The following is a 17,204-nucleotide window of genomic DNA, read 5'->3' on the forward strand; positions in this document are numbered from 1 at the left end:
GTGTGGGCGGGGGAAACGATGGAGCGTCACGAAGAGGCCCGGATGCATCGCAGGGTGGACCGGGCCGACCTGGCAGCCGTGGGGGAAGTCCGGGGCGCGGTGCGGGAGTTACTGCGCTACCGCTGGAAGGAAGAACCGGCGCAGGTCGCCGAACTGCTGCTCAGCGAGCTGGTGACCAACGCCCTGGTGCACACGGACGACGGCGCGGTCGTCGCCGTGAGCGTCGCACCCCGCCGCCTGCGCGTGGAGGTGCGGGACTTCGTCCCCGGAATGGACCCCGAGCCGCAGGTACCGCCCGCCGACGACGGTACGCACGGCCGGGGGCTGATCCTGGTGGAGAGCCTGGCCGACTCCTGGGGGGTCAGCCCCCGCTCGCTGGGCAAGGTGGTGTGGTTCGAGCTGGACGGCGAACGGCCCTGACGGTCCTTCCGGACCGGCAGGGCCGTTTCCTCGCATCGCTGTTCCGCCTCAGCCGAACTGCTGCTCCAGGTCCTTGAGTTTCTGCTCCAGCGAATCGAGCCGGGGCAGGGCCTGGGTGTCGTCGTCGGCGACGGGATCGACCGCGGCCGACTCGCTCGCGCCCAGTTCAGGGACGCTTGCCGAGTTCGAGTGGTTCACGGCTTGCAGGGATGGCCGGGGTCGCAGGGGCAGCTGACCCGGCTCGGATATGGCGGGCTCCGCGACGGACTGCGCGGAGCCCGTCGCCGGTGCCAGGGCGGCCACCTCGACCGGGGAGCCACCCCGTCCGAGCCGTCCCCAGGCCCGGTTCTGCCGGTTCAGGGCCTTGATGTGCGCCCGGTCCAGCTTCTCCTGGTCCTTTCTGCGGAGACGGTTCTGCTCCTTCTCCCTGCGGTCCTCGCGTACCTCGTCCACCGCCTCGTCCAGCGTGCGTACGCCTTCGAGGAGCATCAGCGACCAGGCGCCGAAGGTCTCCCGGGGCGCGCGCAGCCAGCGCACGATCCGGATCTGCGGCAGCGGGCGGGGCACGAGGCCCTGCTCGCGCAGCGCGGCACGGCGGGTCTGCTTCAGCGCGCGGTCGAACAGCACGGCGGCCGAGAGCGACATGCCCGCGAAGAAGTGCGGGGCACCCGCGTGGTTGATACCGCGCGGCGCGTGCACCCAGTTGAACCAGGCGGCGGCACCGGCGAAGGTCCACACCAGGAGGCGCGAGCCGAGCGCCGCGTCCCCGTGGCTGGCCTCCCGTACGGCCAGGACCGAGCAGAACATCGCCGCCCCGTCCAGGCCGAAGGGCACCAGATACTCCCAGCCGTCGGAAAGGCCGAGGTTCTGCTCGCCGAAGCCGACGAGCCCGTGGAAGGAGAGTGCGGCGGCGACCGCCGCGCAGCAGAACAGCAGCACGTACGAAGCGGTGGCGTACAGCGCTTCCTTGCGTCTGCGCCGCTCCTCGCTGCGTTCCCAGCTGTCGTCCGCCGAGGCTGCTGTGTCAGAGGCGCGCCTTCCGCGCGCGACCACCGCCACCGCCGCCATGACCCCCACGAGCAGCACGGCGCCCGGAAGCAGCCAGTCAAGCGATATGTCGGTCAGTCTCATGCGCGGTCCCTTGCGTCACGTAGGGCGTTTCGGGCGCCATCGTGGCGGAAATCCCGTCACGGCCAGGCGGTTTCGGGGCAAGAGAACGCCAAAGGGGTGCAGGAGGCCGCCGATATGGACGTTCTGGTCGAACGCCCTTCAGCGGTTTGCGCATGATGTTCGAATACCTGCCACCCGTCCGGGCGGAGTGAAGCCGGCGGAGTGGATCAGGGCGCGGGCGTCAGTTTGCGGACGCGTTCCTCGTCGCACGTACGCGGGCACGTGACGCAGGTGTCCTCGGGGCGCAGCGTGTAGAACAGGCAGCAGCTCGCCCGGTCCCGGGTCGGCAGCGACTCCCCGTTCGGCCCGGTCAGCTCGCGGAAGCCCGCGGTGCCGACGTACGGCTTGGTGGTGCCCGGGAGCAGCGCCTCCAGCTCCGTCATGGCGCGCCGCTCCTCGCCCAGCAGATGGGCGACGTACCAGAGGCCCTCGACGATCTCGTCGGTCGCCATCCCCCACAGGGCTCGCTTGCCGCGCCGCATCCGCGGCCGGAAGCCGTCCAGGACCGGGCCCAGGTGTTCGGCCACCGCGTCCAGCACCTCGGCCCGCAGCGCCGCCTTGTCGGGCACCACCCGGGCCCCCGGCAGCCCGGCCGCCGGGTCGTCGGGCAGGCAGGCGAACTCCCGCACCCGCAGCGTCAGATGGCCCAGCGCCCGCTGGAAGGAGACGTCCTCGACCGGGACCCGGGGTACCCGGCGGTGCAGGAACCACGGCACCGTCACCAGCAGGCAGGCCGGCCACGCGTACCGGTGCAGTCCGAAGCTGGCGATCACATCGGGCCGGCCCTCCTGGCCGTAGTCCCGGCGCACCTGCTCGGCGTCGAAGGCGAGGAACGCGTCCAGCGCCTCACCGCCGGCCGCCAGCTCGTGCGCACCCACCCAGCCGGGGCCGCCGGGGGCGCTCTCGCCCTCGGCGAGGATCTCGGCGCGCACCCCGGGGAAGACCTCGGTCAGGCGCGCGTAGGCGTCGGCCACGGGCGAGGCCGTCACTGCGGGGAGCAGGGCGGGCATGGTCATACGGGGACCACCGATTCGCGATCGTCAGCAGGTAAGCCTTACCTTACCCTGCCGGATCGATGTTTGAACTGGGGGCCCTTGCGCCTATCGTGCACTCAGGGCGTCCGACGCGCGAGAGCGCCCGCGACCGGCCGAGGAGGTGCCCGTGGAGCAGGGCGGAGCGCGCGAGGAGGTGCGTCCCCCGTACGCCGGAGGCGCGGCTGTGCCCGCCTCGGCCATCCGGGTGCCCGAGCAGGCCCGCGGCGAGCACACCCACGGGGAGGACCCGCACGAGGCCCCCCGCGCCCAGGTGCGGCGGCACTCCGTGCGCGGCCAGATCCTGGAGGCCCTGCGCGCCGCCCTGGTCGACGGCGAGCTCGTCCCCGGCCAGGTCTACTCGGCCCCCGTGCTCGGCGCCCGCTTCGGCGTCTCCGCGACCCCGGTGCGCGAGGCGATGCAGCGGCTGGCCACCGAGGGGGCCGTGGAGGTCGTGCCCAACCGGGGCTTCCGGGTCGCCGAACGCGGACCGCGCGAGCTGGCGGAGCTGGCCGAGGTCCGCGCCCTGATCGAGGTCCCCGTCATGCTGCGGCTCGCCCGCACCGTCCCGCCCGCCCGCTGGTGCGCGCTGCGCCCGCTGGCCGACGCCACCGTGGCCGCCGCGGCCGTCGGCGACCGGGCGAGCTACGCGGACGCGGACCGGGCCTTCCACAGCGCGGTGCTCGCCCTCGCCGGGAACCACAGCCTGGTCGCGGTCGCCGACGACCTGCACCGCCGCTCCCAGTGGCCCCTGGTGGACAACCCGGTCACCCGGCGCGCCGACCTGCTGGCCGACGCCTCCGAGCACACCGCGCTGCTCGACGCCCTGATCGCCCAGGACGTGGCGGTCGTCCAGTCGCTCGTACGCGAACACTTCGCGGGCGCCGACGGCTGACCCCGTAAGCCCTCGCGCGTACGGGGACGGGCTGGGTGCCCGCGCTCAGTTCGCCTCGATCGTCTCCGGCGGGGGCTGGTCCAGGTGCGGGCCCAGCCAGGTCGGGACGCCGCCCAGCAGCCGGAAGAGGCGGGCCGCCTCGGCGCGCAGCCGGGTCGCCGCCTCCGGCTCCGGCTCGGCGTCGGCCAGCGCGATGAGCGCCGGGGCCGTACCGACCAGGTAGCCCAGCTCCTCCCTTATCCGCAGGGACTCCGCGAAGCCGTGCCGGGCCTCCGCGAGCTCGCCCTCGCGCAGGGCGATCAGGGCGAGATGGCGCCAGGTCGAGGAGAGCAGCAGCGCGTCGCCCTGCGCGGTGGCACCCGCGTGGGCCCTGCGGTAGGCGGCCCGGGCGGCCTGCGGGGAGTCCGCGATGTTCTGCGCGATCAGGCCGCGCCGGAAGTCGAGGAGCGGGCGGCCCTGGGCGGCGGGCGAGAGCAGGGCGGCGGCCCGGCCCAGCGCCACCCGGGCCTCGTCGGCCCGGTCCCGCACCCCGAGCAGGGTCGAGGCGTAGGCGAGATAGCCGCGCTCGCAGGCCGCCGCGCCGCGCTCCTCGTCGTCGTGGGCCATGGCCTCGGCGGTGCGCAGGGCGTCCTCGGCGTCCGTCCAGCCCTGCCCGGTGTACAGGCAGCGCTCGGTCAGCAGGGCCGTCCGCTGGAGGGCCGCGGCCGGGTCGGTGGCGGCGTCGTGTTCCAGCAGGGCCGCGGCGTCCGTCCAGCAGCCGCGCGAACGCAGCCGCCATACCGCGGTCTGGAGCGGAGGATCGTCATCTGCTGTCGTTCCGGAACCAGACATGGCGGTATGCGCCACATTGCCCTCCCCGAGCGCGCCGTCGAGCTGTTGAGTATGGGCCGCATCACAGCACGGAATGGCACGCCGGGCCAAGAGGTCGAGGCAATGTCAGGTGAAACTTTTCACAATCGGCGACGCGGGGCCGGACGCCCCCGGGACCCTTGCCCGGCCCGGGATTTCAGCTCATCCGCAGGGCCAGGAAGAAATCGAGCTTGTCCTCCAGGCGCGCCAGATCACGCCCCGTCAACTGCTCGATTCGCCCGACCCGGTAGCGCAGCGTGTTGACGTGCAGGTGCAGCCGGGCCGCGCAGCGGGTCCACGAACCGTCGCAGTCCAGGAAGGCTTCCAGGGTCGGAATGAGCTCCGCGCGGTGGCGCCGGTCGTACTCGCGCAGCGGGTCCAGCAGCCGCGCGGTGAACGCCCGCCGCACGTCGTCCGGGACGAACGGCAGCAGCAGCACGTGCGAGGCCAGCTCGTGGTGGCCGGCCGCGCAGACCCGGCCGGGCCGGGCCGCCGCCACCCGGCGCGCGTGCCGGGCCTCCTCCAGGGCGCCGCGCAGCCCCTCCGCCGAGTGCACGGAGGCGCTGACACCGAGTGTCAGGCGGCCGTCGTCGCCGAGGCCCGCGGAGAGCGGGGCGCGCACGGCGGCGAGCAGCGCGTCGGCGTGCAGGGCGGGGTCCTCGCCCTCGGTGCCGCTGTCGTCGGAAGGCCCCTCGGCCGCCTCGCCGTCCGGCCGGTCCGGGGCGGCGGGCAGCGGCACCAGGGCGATGGCCTCGTCACCCGTGTGGGCGACGGCGATCCGGTCCGCCGAATCGGGGCCCGTCACCGCCGGGTCGACCAGGATCTCCTCGAGCAGCGCCTGGGCGACCGGGCCGCCCCGGACCTCGGACGCGCCGTCCTCGTCCCACTCGACCCGGGCCACCACGACCTGCCAGTGCGGCGCGGTGCCGAGGCCGGGGAGCAGGACCGGCGTCGCCACGCGCAGCCGGGCGGCGATCTCGGCGGGCGCGGCGCCCGCCTGGACCAGCTCCAGGACCTCCTGGGCGAGCCGGCGGCGCACCGTGCGGGCCGCGTCGCGCCGGTCGCGCTCGACGGCGATCAGCTGGGTGACGCCCTGGAGCAGGTCGAGCCGCGCGGCCGGCCAGTCGCTCGCGTCGGCCTCCACGGCGAGCAGCCAGTCGGAGAGCACGGACTCCCGGACGTCGCGGGCGGGCGGCACCGCGCCGCCCCGGCCGTTGTTCCGGATCGGGAAGAGCGAATACGTCGTACCGCCGAGGGTCGCCCGGTGTGGGGCGCGGCGGCCGGAGCGGACGGCGGCCAGATGCAGCCCGGCCAGCTCGGCCCCGGCGGCGGCGGGCAGCGGGGCGCCCGCGCCCGCGATCTGCCGCCCGGTGGGGGAGAGCACCCAGGCGTGGAGGTCCAGGTCGGAGCCCAGGAGATCGAGGACCACCTCGGGGCCGCCGCCGGTCGGGCCCGAGGTCATCAGCCTTCGGTGGCGGTCCACCACGGCCGCCAGGTCGCCCGCCCGCTCGCCGGACACCTGGCGCACCACGTACTCGGTGATCGTTGCGAACGCGACCGTCTCGTGGACCGCGAACAGCGGCAACCGGTGGTGGCGGCACGCCTCCACGAGATCGTCCGGGATGTCGCCGAGCTCCGCCTCGCCCGCCGCGAGACCGGCCACCCCGGCACCCGCCAGGATGCGCACGAACGGCTCCGAGTCCGCGGCGTCCCGGCGCCAGGCCAGACCGGTCAGGACCAGCTCGCCGCCGGTGAGGTAGCGGCTCGGGTCGCGCAGGTCGGTCGTCATCACCCCGCGGACCGACCGGTCCAGCTCCTCGTCGCCGCCGAGCAGCCGCAGGCCCAGCGCGTCGTTCTCCAGCAGTGCGCGCAGCCGCATCTGGTCGCCGCCGATCTCTTTCGTTGGTACGGGTGAAGTCTGGGTGTTGCGGTGAGGCTGTTGAGCCCCGCCATTCGTTCGAATCTACAAGACATGAGCGGAGACCAGCCAACTGCTTCATGGGTTCGGTGACTGCACCAGGTGGAGCAGGGCTTGTGTACTGGGCCACACACCGCGTGAACAAGACATGAACAAGTTCGAGGGCCGGCCGTCACCCAGCCCAGCGTGAAGACCCGATTGAGAAGAAGAGAGCCACCATGGACTTCCTTCGCCCCGCAAGCTGGGAGGAGGCGCTCGCCGCCAAGGCCGAGCACCCGACGGCTGTGCCCATCGCCGGGGGCACCGATGTGATGGTCGAGATCAACTTCGACCACCGGCGCCCCGAATACCTCCTGGACCTCAACCGCATCGGTGAGCTCACCGAGTGGGAGGTGGGCCAGGAGAGCGTACGGCTCGGCGCCTCGGTCCCGTACAGCCAGATCATGGAGCACCTGCGGGCCGAGCTGCCCGGTCTCGCGCTCGCCTCGCACACCGTCGCGTCCCCGCAGATCCGCAACCGCGGCGGCGTCGGCGGCAACCTCGGCACCGCCTCCCCGGCCGGTGACGCCCACCCCGCCCTCCTCGCGGCGGGCGCCGAGGTGGAGGCCGAGTCCGTACGCGGCACCCGGATGATCCCCATCGACGCCTTCTACACCGGCGTCAAGCGCAACGCTCTCGAACCGGACGAGCTGATCCGGGCCGTGCACATCAAGAAGGCCGACGGGCCGCAGCAGTACTCCAAGGTCGGCACCCGCAACGCGATGGTCATCGCCGTCTGCGCCTTCGGCCTCGCCCTGCACCCCGAGACCCGCACGGTCCGCACCGGCATCGGATCGGCCGCCCCGACACCCGTACGGGCGAAGGAGGCCGAGGCATTCCTGAACGCCGCGCTGGAGGAGGGCGGGTTCTGGGACAGCCGCACCATCATCACCCCGTCCGTCGCCCAGCAGTTCGCCACCCTCGCCGCGGGCGCCTGCAACCCGATCGACGACGTGCGCGGCACCGCGAGCTACCGCCGCCACGCCGTCGGGATCATGGCCCGCCGCACCCTCGGCTGGGCCTGGGAGTCATACCGCGGCAACGGCCGCAGCACCGAAGGAGCCGCCTGATCATGCGCGTCAATTTCACGGTCAACGGCCGCCGCCACGAGGCCGACGATGTCTGGGAGGGCGAGTCCCTCCTCTACGTCCTGCGCGAGCGCATGGGCCTGCCCGGCTCCAAGAACGCCTGCGAACAGGGCGAGTGCGGCTCCTGCACGGTCCGCCTCGACGGCGTCCCGGTCTGCTCCTGCCTGGTCGCCGCCGGCCAGGTCGAGGGCCGCGACGTCGTCACCGTAGAAGGCCTGGCCGACTTCGCCGCCCACCGCGCCGAGGCCCACCCCGGCACCGGCTGCGCCTCCGGCGCCTGCGGCACCTCGCTGGACCGGGCCAAGCGCTGGAAGGCCGAGCCCGCCGCGGGCGACGAGACCCGAGACACCGGGGAGCTCTCCCCGATCCAGCAGGCGTTCATCGACGCCGGAGCCGTCCAGTGCGGCTTCTGCACCCCCGGCCTCCTGGTCGCGGCCGACGAGCTCCTGGAGCGCACCCCGCAGCCGTCCGACGCGGACATCCGCGAGGCGCTCTCCGGCAACCTCTGCCGCTGCACCGGCTACGAGAAGATCCTCGACGCGGTCCGCCTCGCGGCCGCCCGCGCGGAAGAGACGGTCTGAGCCATGGGCGTTACCGGTTCCCCCACCAACATCAACCAGGGCAGCCGCACCAAGGGCGGCATCGGCGAGTCCACGCTGCGCCCCGACGGCATCCTGAAGGTCACCGGCGAGTTCGCGTACTCCTCGGACATGTGGCACGAGGACATGCTCTGGGGCCACACCCTGCGCTCCACCGTCGCGCACGCCGAGATCGTCTCCATCGACGTCTCCGAGGCGCTGGCCACCTCCGGCGTCTACGCGGTCCTCACCTACGACGACCTGCCCGCCGCGATGAAGAACTACGGCCTGGAGATCCAGGACACCCCCGTCCTCGCCCACGGCCGGGTCCGCCACCACGGCGAGCCCGTCGCGCTCGTCGCCGCCGACCACCCGGAGACGGCCCGCCGCGCCGCCGCGAAGATCCGGATCGACTACCGCGAGCTGCCCGTCGTCACCGACGAGGCGTCCGCGACCGCGCCCGGCGCCCCCCTCATCCACGAGGGCCGCGACGACCACCACATCGGCCACGTGCCGCACCCCAACATCGTCCACCGCCAGCCCATCGTCCGCGGCGACGCGGACGCGGCCGAGGCCCGGGCCGACGTCATCGTCAAGGGCGACTACTACTTCGGCATGCAGGACCAGGCGTTCCTGGGCCCCGAGTCCGGCCTCGCCGTACCCGCCGAGGACGGCGGTGTCGACCTGTACGTGGCGACCCAGTGGCTCCACTCCGACCTGCGCCAGATCGCGCCCGTCCTCGGCCTGCCCGAGGACAAGGTCCGCATGACGCTCTCCGGCGTCGGCGGCGCCTTCGGCGGGCGCGAGGACCTGTCGATGCAGATCCACGCCTGCCTGCTCGCGCTGCGCACCGGCAAGCCCGTCAAGATCGTCTACAACCGCTTCGAGTCCTTCTTCGGGCACGTCCACCGCCACCCGGCCCGCCTCCACTACGAGCACGGCGCCACCCGCGACGGCAAGCTCACGCACATGAGGTGCCGCATCGTCCTCGACGGCGGCGCCTACGCCTCCGCGTCCCCGGCCGTCGTCGGCAACGCCTCCTCGCTGGCCGTCGGCCCGTACGTCATCGAGGACGTCGACATCGAGGCGATCGCGCTCTACACCAACAACCCCCCGTGCGGCGCCATGCGCGGCTTCGGCGCCGTCCAGGCGTGCTTCGCCTACGAGGCGCAGATGGACAAGCTGGCCGCGCAGCTGGACATGGACCCGGTCGAGTTCCGGCAGCTCAACGCCATGGAGCAGGGCACCCTGCTGCCGACCGGGCAGGCGGTCGACTCGCCCGCCCCGGTCGCCGAACTGCTGCGCCGCGTCAAGGCCATGCCGCTGCCGCCCGAGCGCCAGTGGGAGAGCGCCGGCGAGCACGCCGACGTCCGCGCCCTGCCCGGCGGCCTGTCCAACACCACGCACGGCGAGGGCGTCGTGCGCGGCATCGGCTACGCGGTCGGCCTGAAGAACGTCGGCTTCTCCGAGGGCTTCGACGACTACTCCACCGCCCGGGTCCGGATGGAGGTCATCGGCGGCGAGCCCGTCGCGACCGTCCACACCGCCATGGCCGAGGTCGGGCAGGGCGGCGTCACGGTGCACGCCCAGATCGCCCGTACCGAACTCGGCGTCGCCCAGGTCACCATCCACCCCGCCGACACGCAGGTGGGCTCCGCCGGATCGACCTCCGCGTCCCGTCAGACGTACGTCACCGGCGGCGCGGTCAAGAACTCCTGCGAGGCCGTCCGCGAACAGCTCCTGGAGCTCGGCCGCCGCAAGCTCGGCACCTACCACCCCGCCTGGGCGACCGCCGAACTCCTCCTGGAGGGCGGCAAGGTCGTCACCGACGGCGGAGAGGTGCTGGCGGACATCGCGGACGTCCTGGAGGACGAGGCGATCGACGTCGAGCTGGAGTGGCGCCACCGGCCCACCGAGCCCTTCGACCTGCGCACCGGACAGGGCAACGGCCACGTCCAGTACTCCTTCGCCGCGCACCGCGCGGTGGTCGAGGTCGACACCGAGCTCGGCCTGGTCAAGGTCATCGAACTGGCCTGCGCCCAGGACGTCGGCAAGGCGCTCAACCCGCTGTCGGTCGTCGGCCAGATCCAGGGCGGCACCATCCAGGGGATGGGCATCGCCGTCATGGAGGAGATCATCGTCGACCCGGTGACCGCGAAGGTGCGCAACCCCTCCTTCACGGACTACCTCCTCCCCACCATCCTCGACACGCCGACCATCCCGGTCGACGTGCTCGAACTCGCCGACGACCACGCCCCGTACGGGCTGCGCGGCATCGGCGAGGCCCCGACCCTGTCGTCCACCCCGGCCGTCCTCGCGGCGATCCGGAACGCAACGGGTCTGGAGCTCGACCGGACGCCGGTCCGGCCGGAACACCTCACCGGCGTCTGACCGGGGCTCCGCCCCCACCGCTCTCCGGGCGGTGCGTGCCACCGGCGAACGTCACACTTCCCGGCCCGCACCGCCCGGAGGCCCAGGGTCCCGCCCCGCTCGCGGCCCCGAACCCCCCGCACCGGAACAGCACCACCCGTTCCGTTCCCTCCTGCATGAACAGTTCGTCTCGGGCCGTCCCCCGGGTCGTGCCGCCAGCGCAGTCATCCCAAATCCCGCATCTTGATTCTTCATCGCGGGTGCCCCTGTGAACCTTGGGAGTCAGGCATCATGACCCAGCAGTCAGTGCAGCCGAAGACCGGTGCGGAGGACGCGGGCCCCGGCTCGCGCGTCCCCGCCGGCAGATCGTGGCTCGACCGGTACTTCCACATATCCGACCGCGGTTCGACCGTGGCCCGGGAAGTGCGCGGCGGCGTCACGACCTTCATGGCCATGGCGTACATCCTTCTGCTCAACCCGCTGATCCTCGGCGGCAAGGACGTCGACGGCAATCTGCTCAGCCAGCCCGCCCTGATCACCGCCACCGCGCTCGCGGCGGCCGTGACCACCCTGCTCATGGGCTTCGTCGGCAAGGTCCCGCTCGCGCTCGCCGCGGGCCTCAGCGTCTCCGGCGTCCTGTCCTCGCAGGTCGCCCCCGAAATGACCTGGCCGCAGGCCATGGGCATGTGCGTGATGTACGGCGTGGTGATCTGCCTCCTGGTGGTCACCGGTCTGCGCGAGCTGATCATGAACGCGATCCCGCTTCCTCTGAAGCACGGCATCACCATGGGCATCGGCCTGTTCATCGCCCTGATCGGGCTCTACAAGGCCGGCTTCGTCGGCAAGGGCACCGCGACCCCGGTGACCCTCGGCCCCGCCGGTGAACTCGCCGGCTGGCCGGTCCTCGTCTTCGCGGTCACCCTGCTGCTGATCTTCATGCTCCAGGCCCGCAACATCCCCGGCGCGATCCTCATCGGCATTGTCGTCGGCACCGTGGTCGCCTTCGTGATCAACAAGGTCGCGGACGTAGACCCGAAGATCTGGAGCAGCGGCCCGCCGGAGCTCAAGGGCTCCGCGGTCTCCTCACCGGATTTCTCGCTCTTCGGCGACGTCGACTTCGGCGGCTGGGGCGACGTCGGCGCGATGACCGTCGGCTTCATCGTCTTCACCCTGGTGCTCGCCGGCTTCTTCGACGCGATGGCCACCATCATCGGTGTCGGTACGGAGGCCGGTCTCGCCGACGACAAGGGCCGCATGCCGGGCCTGTCGAAGGCGCTGTTCATCGACGGCGCCGGCGGGGCCATCGGCGGTGTCGCCGGGGGTTCCGGGCAGACGGTCTTCGTGGAGTCCGCGACCGGCGTCGGCGAGGGGGCCAGGACCGGTCTGGCCTCCGTCGTCACCGGCCTGTTCTTCGCCGCCTGCCTCTTCTTCACCCCGCTCACCGCGATCGTGCCCGCCGAGGTGGCCTCCGCCGCTCTCGTCGTCATCGGCGCGATGATGATGCAGAACGCCCGGCACGTGGACTGGAGCGACCGCTCCGTGGCCATCCCGGTGTTCCTGACGGTGGTCCTGATGCCGTTCACGTACACCATCACCACCGGTGTGGCGGCGGGCGTCATCTCGTACGTCGCCATCAAGGCCGCCCAGGGCCGGGCCCGCGAGGTCGGCGCGTTCATGTGGGGCCTGACGGTGATCTTCGTCGTCTACTTCGCCCTGCACCCGATCGAGAGCTGGCTCGGCGTCAGCTGATCCGCCGCCCCACTCACCCGCAAGGAGACCGAGATGCTGGACATCGCCGAAGAGCTCGACCGCTGGGCCGGGCAGGGACGCGATTTCGCCGTGGCCACCGTCGTCGCCGTCGGCGGCAGCGCGCCCCGCCAGCCGGGGGCCGCGCTCGCCGTCGACCGCGACGGCACGGCGATCGGCTCGGTCTCCGGCGGGTGCGTGGAGGGGGCCGTGTACGAGCTGTGCCAGGAGGCGCTGGAGGACGGCCTGACCCGCCTCGAACGCTTCGGCTACAGCGACGAGGACGCCTTCGCGGTCGGCCTGACCTGCGGCGGCGTCATCGACATCCTGGTGACCCCGGTCCGGGCGGACGACCCCGCCCGCCCGGTGTACGCCGCCGCGCTCGCCGCCGCCGTACGGGGGGAGGCGGCGGCGGTCGCCCGGATCACCGACGGGCCCGCCGAACTCCTCGGCCGGCCGCTCCTGGTGCACCCCGACGGCCGTTACGAGGGCGGGCTCGGCGGACACCCCGAGCTGGACCGCACCGCGGTCGCCGAGACCCGCGCCCTGCTGGACCAGGGCCGCACCGGCACCCTCACCATCGGCGCCGACGGCTCGCGCTGCGGGCAGCCCCTCACGCTGCTCGTGGAGTCCAGCGTGCCGCCGCCCCGGATGATCGTGTTCGGGGCCATCGACTTCGCCTCGGCCCTGGTCCGGGCCGGCAAGTTCCTCGGCTACCACGTCACGGTGTGCGACGCGCGGCCCGTCTTCGCGACGAAGGCCCGCTTCCCGGACGCGGACGAGCTGGTCGTGGACTGGCCGCACCGCTATCTGGCCGGAACCGCGGTGGACGCGCGCACGGTCCTGTGCGTCCTCACGCACGACGCCAAGTTCGACGTGCCCCTGCTGGAGGCGGCGCTCAAGCTGCCCGTCGCGTACGTCGGCGCGATGGGCTCCCGCCGCACCCACCTCCAGCGCAACGAACGGCTGCGCGAGGCCGGGGTCACCGAGCTGGAGCTGGCCCGCCTGCACTCGCCGATCGGGCTCGACCTCGGAGCCCGTACGCCGGAGGAGACGGCCCTGTCGATCGCCGCCGAGATCGTCGCGGCCCGGCGCGGCGGCAGCGGCGCCCCGCTGACCGGCGCGCACACCCCGATCCACCACCCGGGCGGGCTGCCCCCGGCGGGGCGCATCGGCTCGGTGGCCTGAAGTAGCCCTCGGAGGCGAGGCGTCCACCACCGGCGGTTAGCCGCCACGGCACATTCGCGCCAGGCGCGGACCGTCCCACGGCGGCCGGATTACCGGTAGATCATCACCCATGACTTTCTCCCCCTCCACCGCGACCGGCCGGGCGAGACCCGCACGCGCCGGGCGACGCACCCTCGTCATAGCCACCGCCGCGGCCCTGATGAGCGGCGCGCTGCTGCCCGTCACGGGCGCCGCGTACGCCGCCCCCGCTTCCCCCACCGCGGCAACCACCCCCGCCGCGGGGCCCGTTCACCGCTACGACATCACCCTCGTCACCGGTGACGTCGTCCACTACGCCGACGGCGCGGGCCACCAGGACACCGTCACCGTGGACCGCCCCGAGGGCGCGACCGGCGGCGTCCACGTCCAGCAGGCCGGGGACGACATCTACGTCCTGCCCGACGAGGCGCAGAGCCTCCTCGCGGCCGGGAAGCTGGACCGCCGCCTCTTCAACGTCTCGGCGCTCGCGAAGATGGGCTACGACGACAAGAGGACCGGCGGCATCCCGCTGATCGCCACCTACCCCGCGGCCAAGGCCCGTTCGCTGCCCGTCGCCCCGCAGGGCAGCAGGACCGTCCGGCAGCTGGAGTCCATCCACGGCGCCGCCCTCAAGGCCGGCAAGGACACCGCCCGCGCCTTCTGGAACGACATCGCGCGCACCGCCACGGCCCGTTCGCTGGACAACGGCATCGCCAAGCTCTGGCTCGACGGCCGCGCCGAGGCCGCGCTCAAGGACTCGGTGCCGCAGATCAACGCCCCGCAGGCCTGGGCCGAGGGCTACGACGGCAAGGGCATCAAGGTCGCTGTCCTGGACACCGGCATCGACGAGGACCACCCGGACGTCAAGGACCGCATCCTGGAGACGAAGAGCTTCGTCCCGGGTGAGGAGGTGGACGACAAGAACGGCCACGGCACGCACGTCGCCTCCACCATCGCCGGCTCCGGCGCCGCGTCCGACGGCGTCAACAAGGGCGTCGCACCCGAGGCCGGACTGCTCGTCGGCAAGGTCCTCAGCAACGAGGGCTCCGGCGCCGACTCCGGCATCATCGAGGCCATGGAGTGGGCCAAGGCGGAGGGCGCCGACGTCGTCTCCATGAGCCTCGGCTCCCCGGTCGCCGACGACGGCACCGACCCCATGTCCCAGGCCGTCAACACCCTCTCCGCGGACGGCGGCCCGCTCTTCGTGATCGCCGCGGGCAACGCGTACGGCGCGGGCACCATCGGCTCGCCCGGCTCCGCCGACAAGGCGCTCACCGTCGCCGCCGTCGACAAGCAGGACGGCCGCGCCGACTTCTCGTCCATGGGCCCGCTGGTGCGCAGCTACGGCCTGAAGCCGGACCTGTCCGCGCCCGGCGTCGACATCAACGCCGCCGCGTCGCAGTCCGTCCCCGGCATCGAGGGCATGTACCAGTCGATGTCCGGTACGTCGATGGCCACCCCGCACGTCGCGGGCGCCGCCGCCATCGTCAAGCAGCGCCACCCCGACTGGTCCGGCCAGCGCATCAAGGACGCGCTGATGACCTCGTCCAAGGTGCTGCCCGACTACACCCCGTACGAGCAGGGCACCGGCCGCCTCGACGTGAAGGCCGCCATCGACACCACCATCGAGGCCACGGGCTCCGTCGAGGTCGCCGCGTACGACTGGCCGCACAGTGCCTCCGACCCGGTCGCCGAACGCACCGTCACCTACCGCAACACCGGCACCGCCGACGTCACCCTCGACCTGGCGACGGACAGCGACTCGGACGCGTACACGCTGTCCGTCAAGCAGCTGACCGTCCCGGCCGGTTCGACCGCCGAGGCCGTCCTCACGCTCGACCCGTCGAAGGTCGACGCGGGCACCACGTTCTCCGGCCAGGTGATCGCCAAGGACGCGTCCGGCGCCGTCGTCGCGCACACCGGCTTCGCGCTCACCAAGGAGCAGGAGCTCTACGACCTGACGCTCCGGCTCCGCGACCGCTCCGGCAAGCCCATGGACGGCACCGTCGTCCTCGGCGCCCTCGGCGACCCGAACCTGTCGCCGATCGCGGTGTCGGGCGACACCACGCTGAGGCTGCCCCCGGGCAACTACACCGCCTGGGCCGCCGCCGACGTCAAGGGCGACACCGCGGACTCCAAGGCCGTCGTCTTCCTCGCGGCCCCCGAGATCATCCTGAACAAGCCGGTCACGGCCACCCTCGACGCCTCCAAGGCCCGCAAGATCAGCGTGAGCACGCCGAAGGAGAGCGAGACCCGGCAGCTGCGCTACGACATGGCCCGCACCTCACCGGACGGCACCGTCCTGCGCGACGCGTACCAGATCCCGCTGACGTACGACCAGCTGTGGGCGAGCCCCACCAAGAAGGTCACCCAGGGCGACTTCTCCTTCCTGACCCGCTGGCGCCAGGGCGAGAAGCTCATCGACCTGACGTCCGACGGCCGGGACGTCCCGGTCACCCCGCAGGGCGGATCGGCGGTCGCCGAGGACAGCAGGGACAAGCTCCGCAGCGTCTTCGCGGGCAACGGCTCCGCCGCCGACTACAAGCGCGTGGACGCCAAGGGCATGGCCGTGGTCATCCGCGCCAGTGACACGGTGTCCCCGGCCGACCGCGCCGCAGCCGCGGTCGCCGCAGGCGCCAAGGCGCTGTTCGTCGTCAACCGCGGCGACGGCCGGCTGATGGAGTCCTACGCGGACTGGGGCACCACGCTCCCCATCCCGGTGCTCTCCGTCCAGCGGATCGCCGGCGAGCGCCTGGTCAAGGCCGCGCAGCACGGCGAGAAGCTGACCGTCGAGCAGCACAAGTACGCGAGCTACGTCTACGACCTGGTCGACCGCCACGACGGCACCATCCCGAACCGCTCGCTCGCCTTCGACCCGGCCACCCGTGACCTGGCGAAGATCCAGAACACCTTCTACGGCCACCGCGACGTCATCGGCGGCGGCTTCCGCTACGACATCCCCGAGTACGGCCCCGGGCTCGGCTTCGAGGAGTACGAGAAGTTCCCCGGCACCCGCACCGAGTGGGTCACCCCGCTGCCGGGTGCCTCCTTCTGGTACGAGAACCACTCGCAGTTCAACGAGGAGGGCAGCGACACCGCGCTGGAGGAGCGCGGCGGCGAGATGGACTACCGGGCCGGCTCGACCAACAAGGCCGAGTGGTTCGCCCCCGTCACCCGGCCGCGCCTGGGCACCGCCTACTGGGGCCCGAACCGCTCGCAGTACGGCGACATCCAGTACAACATCACCCCGTGGACGGACGCCGGGGCCGGGCACTCGGGCTCCATGCCGGACAAGGAGTACGACACCGGCAAGGTGACGGTCTACCAGGGCGACAAGCTGCTCGACGAGTCCCCGGGCCGGGCCGGCTACATCGGCGACCTGCCCGACGAGAAGCTGCCCTACCGCCTGGTGCTCGACGCCTCGCGCGACGCGGACACCTGGAAGACGTCCGTACGCACCCACTCGGAGTGGTCGTTCGTCTCGGGCGCCCTGGACCCGGAGGGTCCGTACCAGGTGGACATCCCGATGCTCCAGCTGGACTACGACGTCGCCACGGACCTCGCCGGTGACGTGCGGGCCGGGAAGTGGACCGAGGTCGGTCTGTCGTCCACCACGCAGGAGTGGCTGAACGGGGCCGTGAAGGCCACGAAGGCCCGCCTGTCGGTGAGTTACGACGACGGGAAGACCTGGAGCCCGGTGTCGCTCGACAAGGACCGGACGGGATCCTGGACCGCCCGGTTCAAGACCCCGAAGAAGGGCGCCAAGGCGGTCTCGCTCAAGGCCCACGCCGAGGCCGCCGGCGGTCTCGCGGTGGACCAGGAGATCATCCGGGCGTTCGGCCTGAAGTGACCCGCTTCCGCTGAACCCGCGTACGAGGCGGCCGCTCACCCCTT

Annotated in this window: 12 protein-coding genes; 8 read left to right on the forward strand and 4 right to left on the reverse strand. The window is 72.7% G+C overall.

Translation table 11 applies throughout. The annotated features are described in order from the left end of the window. The first annotated feature begins 54 nt into the window (after positions 1-54). A complete protein-coding gene (locus OHS17_RS27365) occupies positions 55-420 on the forward strand; it encodes an ATP-binding protein (RefSeq protein WP_330315374.1) in 366 nt (121 codons plus the stop codon). Between the two features lie 48 nt (positions 421-468). Here the strand turns inward: OHS17_RS27365 and OHS17_RS27370 are convergent, their stop codons facing one another. Beyond that, on the reverse strand, positions 469-1,551 hold the full coding sequence (locus tag OHS17_RS27370; RefSeq protein WP_018100582.1) for a DUF2637 domain-containing protein: 1,083 nt from the start codon (positions 1,549-1,551) through the stop codon (positions 469-471). 206 nt (positions 1,552-1,757) lie between these two features. Next, the gene (locus tag OHS17_RS27375) at positions 1,758-2,606 is read right to left on the reverse strand and encodes a (2Fe-2S)-binding protein (RefSeq protein ID WP_330314280.1); all 849 of its coding nucleotides are present in this window, start codon (positions 2,604-2,606) and stop codon (positions 1,758-1,760) included. 145 nt (positions 2,607-2,751) lie between these two features. Here OHS17_RS27375 and OHS17_RS27380 point away from each other — a divergent pair, with 145 nt between their 5' ends. Beyond that, complete coding sequence (locus OHS17_RS27380) at positions 2,752-3,516, forward strand: GntR family transcriptional regulator (protein ID WP_330314281.1); 765 nt, start codon at positions 2,752-2,754, stop codon at positions 3,514-3,516. Positions 3,517-3,561: 45 nt separating this feature from the next. Here OHS17_RS27380 and OHS17_RS27385 read toward each other — a convergent pair whose 3' ends face one another. Next, positions 3,562-4,347 (reverse strand): hypothetical protein, encoded by a 786-nt coding sequence (locus tag OHS17_RS27385; protein ID WP_330314282.1) that lies wholly within the window; start codon positions 4,345-4,347, stop codon positions 3,562-3,564. Between the two features lie 175 nt (positions 4,348-4,522). Next, complete coding sequence (locus OHS17_RS27390) at positions 4,523-6,244, reverse strand: PucR family transcriptional regulator ligand-binding domain-containing protein (RefSeq protein WP_330314283.1); 1,722 nt, start codon at positions 6,242-6,244, stop codon at positions 4,523-4,525. A 257-nt stretch (positions 6,245-6,501) separates the two neighbouring features. Between OHS17_RS27390 and OHS17_RS27395 the strand changes: the two genes are divergently transcribed. From OHS17_RS27395 to OHS17_RS27420, 6 genes are all read left to right on the forward strand, one after another. After that, a complete protein-coding gene (locus tag OHS17_RS27395) occupies positions 6,502-7,392 on the forward strand; it encodes an FAD binding domain-containing protein (protein WP_330314284.1) in 891 nt (296 codons plus the stop codon). A gap of 2 nt (positions 7,393-7,394) precedes the next feature. Continuing rightward, the gene (locus OHS17_RS27400; RefSeq protein ID WP_093704893.1) at positions 7,395-7,991 is read left to right on the forward strand and encodes a (2Fe-2S)-binding protein; all 597 of its coding nucleotides are present in this window, start codon (positions 7,395-7,397) and stop codon (positions 7,989-7,991) included. Positions 7,992-7,994: 3 nt separating this feature from the next. Continuing rightward, a complete protein-coding gene (locus OHS17_RS27405; RefSeq protein ID WP_330314285.1) occupies positions 7,995-10,379 on the forward strand; it encodes a xanthine dehydrogenase family protein molybdopterin-binding subunit in 2,385 nt (794 codons plus the stop codon). A gap of 270 nt (positions 10,380-10,649) precedes the next feature. Further along, complete coding sequence (locus OHS17_RS27410) at positions 10,650-12,107, forward strand: NCS2 family permease (RefSeq protein WP_020207247.1); 1,458 nt, start codon at positions 10,650-10,652, stop codon at positions 12,105-12,107. Positions 12,108-12,140: 33 nt separating this feature from the next. Further along, on the forward strand, positions 12,141-13,292 hold the full coding sequence (locus tag OHS17_RS27415; protein WP_330314286.1) for an XdhC/CoxI family protein: 1,152 nt from the start codon (positions 12,141-12,143) through the stop codon (positions 13,290-13,292). 109 nt (positions 13,293-13,401) lie between these two features. Continuing rightward, a complete protein-coding gene (locus tag OHS17_RS27420) occupies positions 13,402-17,160 on the forward strand; it encodes a S8 family peptidase (RefSeq protein ID WP_330314287.1) in 3,759 nt (1,252 codons plus the stop codon). Positions 17,161-17,204 lie beyond the last annotated feature (44 nt).

Origin of the sequence: Streptomyces sp. NBC_00523 (assembly GCF_036346615.1) — a bacterium.
In the GTDB taxonomy this organism is placed as follows: domain Bacteria; phylum Actinomycetota; class Actinomycetes; order Streptomycetales; family Streptomycetaceae; genus Streptomyces.

Coding starts and splice junctions, on each gene's coding strand:
- OHS17_RS27395 (WP_330314284.1), top strand. CDS start 6,502: ATGGACTTCCTTCGCCCCGCAAGCTGGGAGGAGGCGCTCGCCGCCAAG.
- OHS17_RS27410 (WP_020207247.1), top strand. CDS start 10,650: ATGACCCAGCAGTCAGTGCAGCCGAAGACCGGTGCGGAGGACGCGGGC.
- OHS17_RS27370 (WP_018100582.1), bottom strand. CDS start 1,551: ATGAGACTGACCGACATATCGCTTGACTGGCTGCTTCCGGGCGCCGTG.
- OHS17_RS27390 (WP_330314283.1), bottom strand. CDS start 6,244: ATGCGGCTGCGCGCACTGCTGGAGAACGACGCGCTGGGCCTGCGGCTG.
- OHS17_RS27415 (WP_330314286.1), top strand. CDS start 12,141: ATGCTGGACATCGCCGAAGAGCTCGACCGCTGGGCCGGGCAGGGACGC.
- OHS17_RS27420 (WP_330314287.1), top strand. CDS start 13,402: ATGACTTTCTCCCCCTCCACCGCGACCGGCCGGGCGAGACCCGCACGC.
- OHS17_RS27375 (WP_330314280.1), bottom strand. CDS start 2,606: ATGACCATGCCCGCCCTGCTCCCCGCAGTGACGGCCTCGCCCGTGGCC.
- OHS17_RS27400 (WP_093704893.1), top strand. CDS start 7,395: ATGCGCGTCAATTTCACGGTCAACGGCCGCCGCCACGAGGCCGACGAT.
- OHS17_RS27405 (WP_330314285.1), top strand. CDS start 7,995: ATGGGCGTTACCGGTTCCCCCACCAACATCAACCAGGGCAGCCGCACC.
- OHS17_RS27385 (WP_330314282.1), bottom strand. CDS start 4,347: ATGTCTGGTTCCGGAACGACAGCAGATGACGATCCTCCGCTCCAGACC.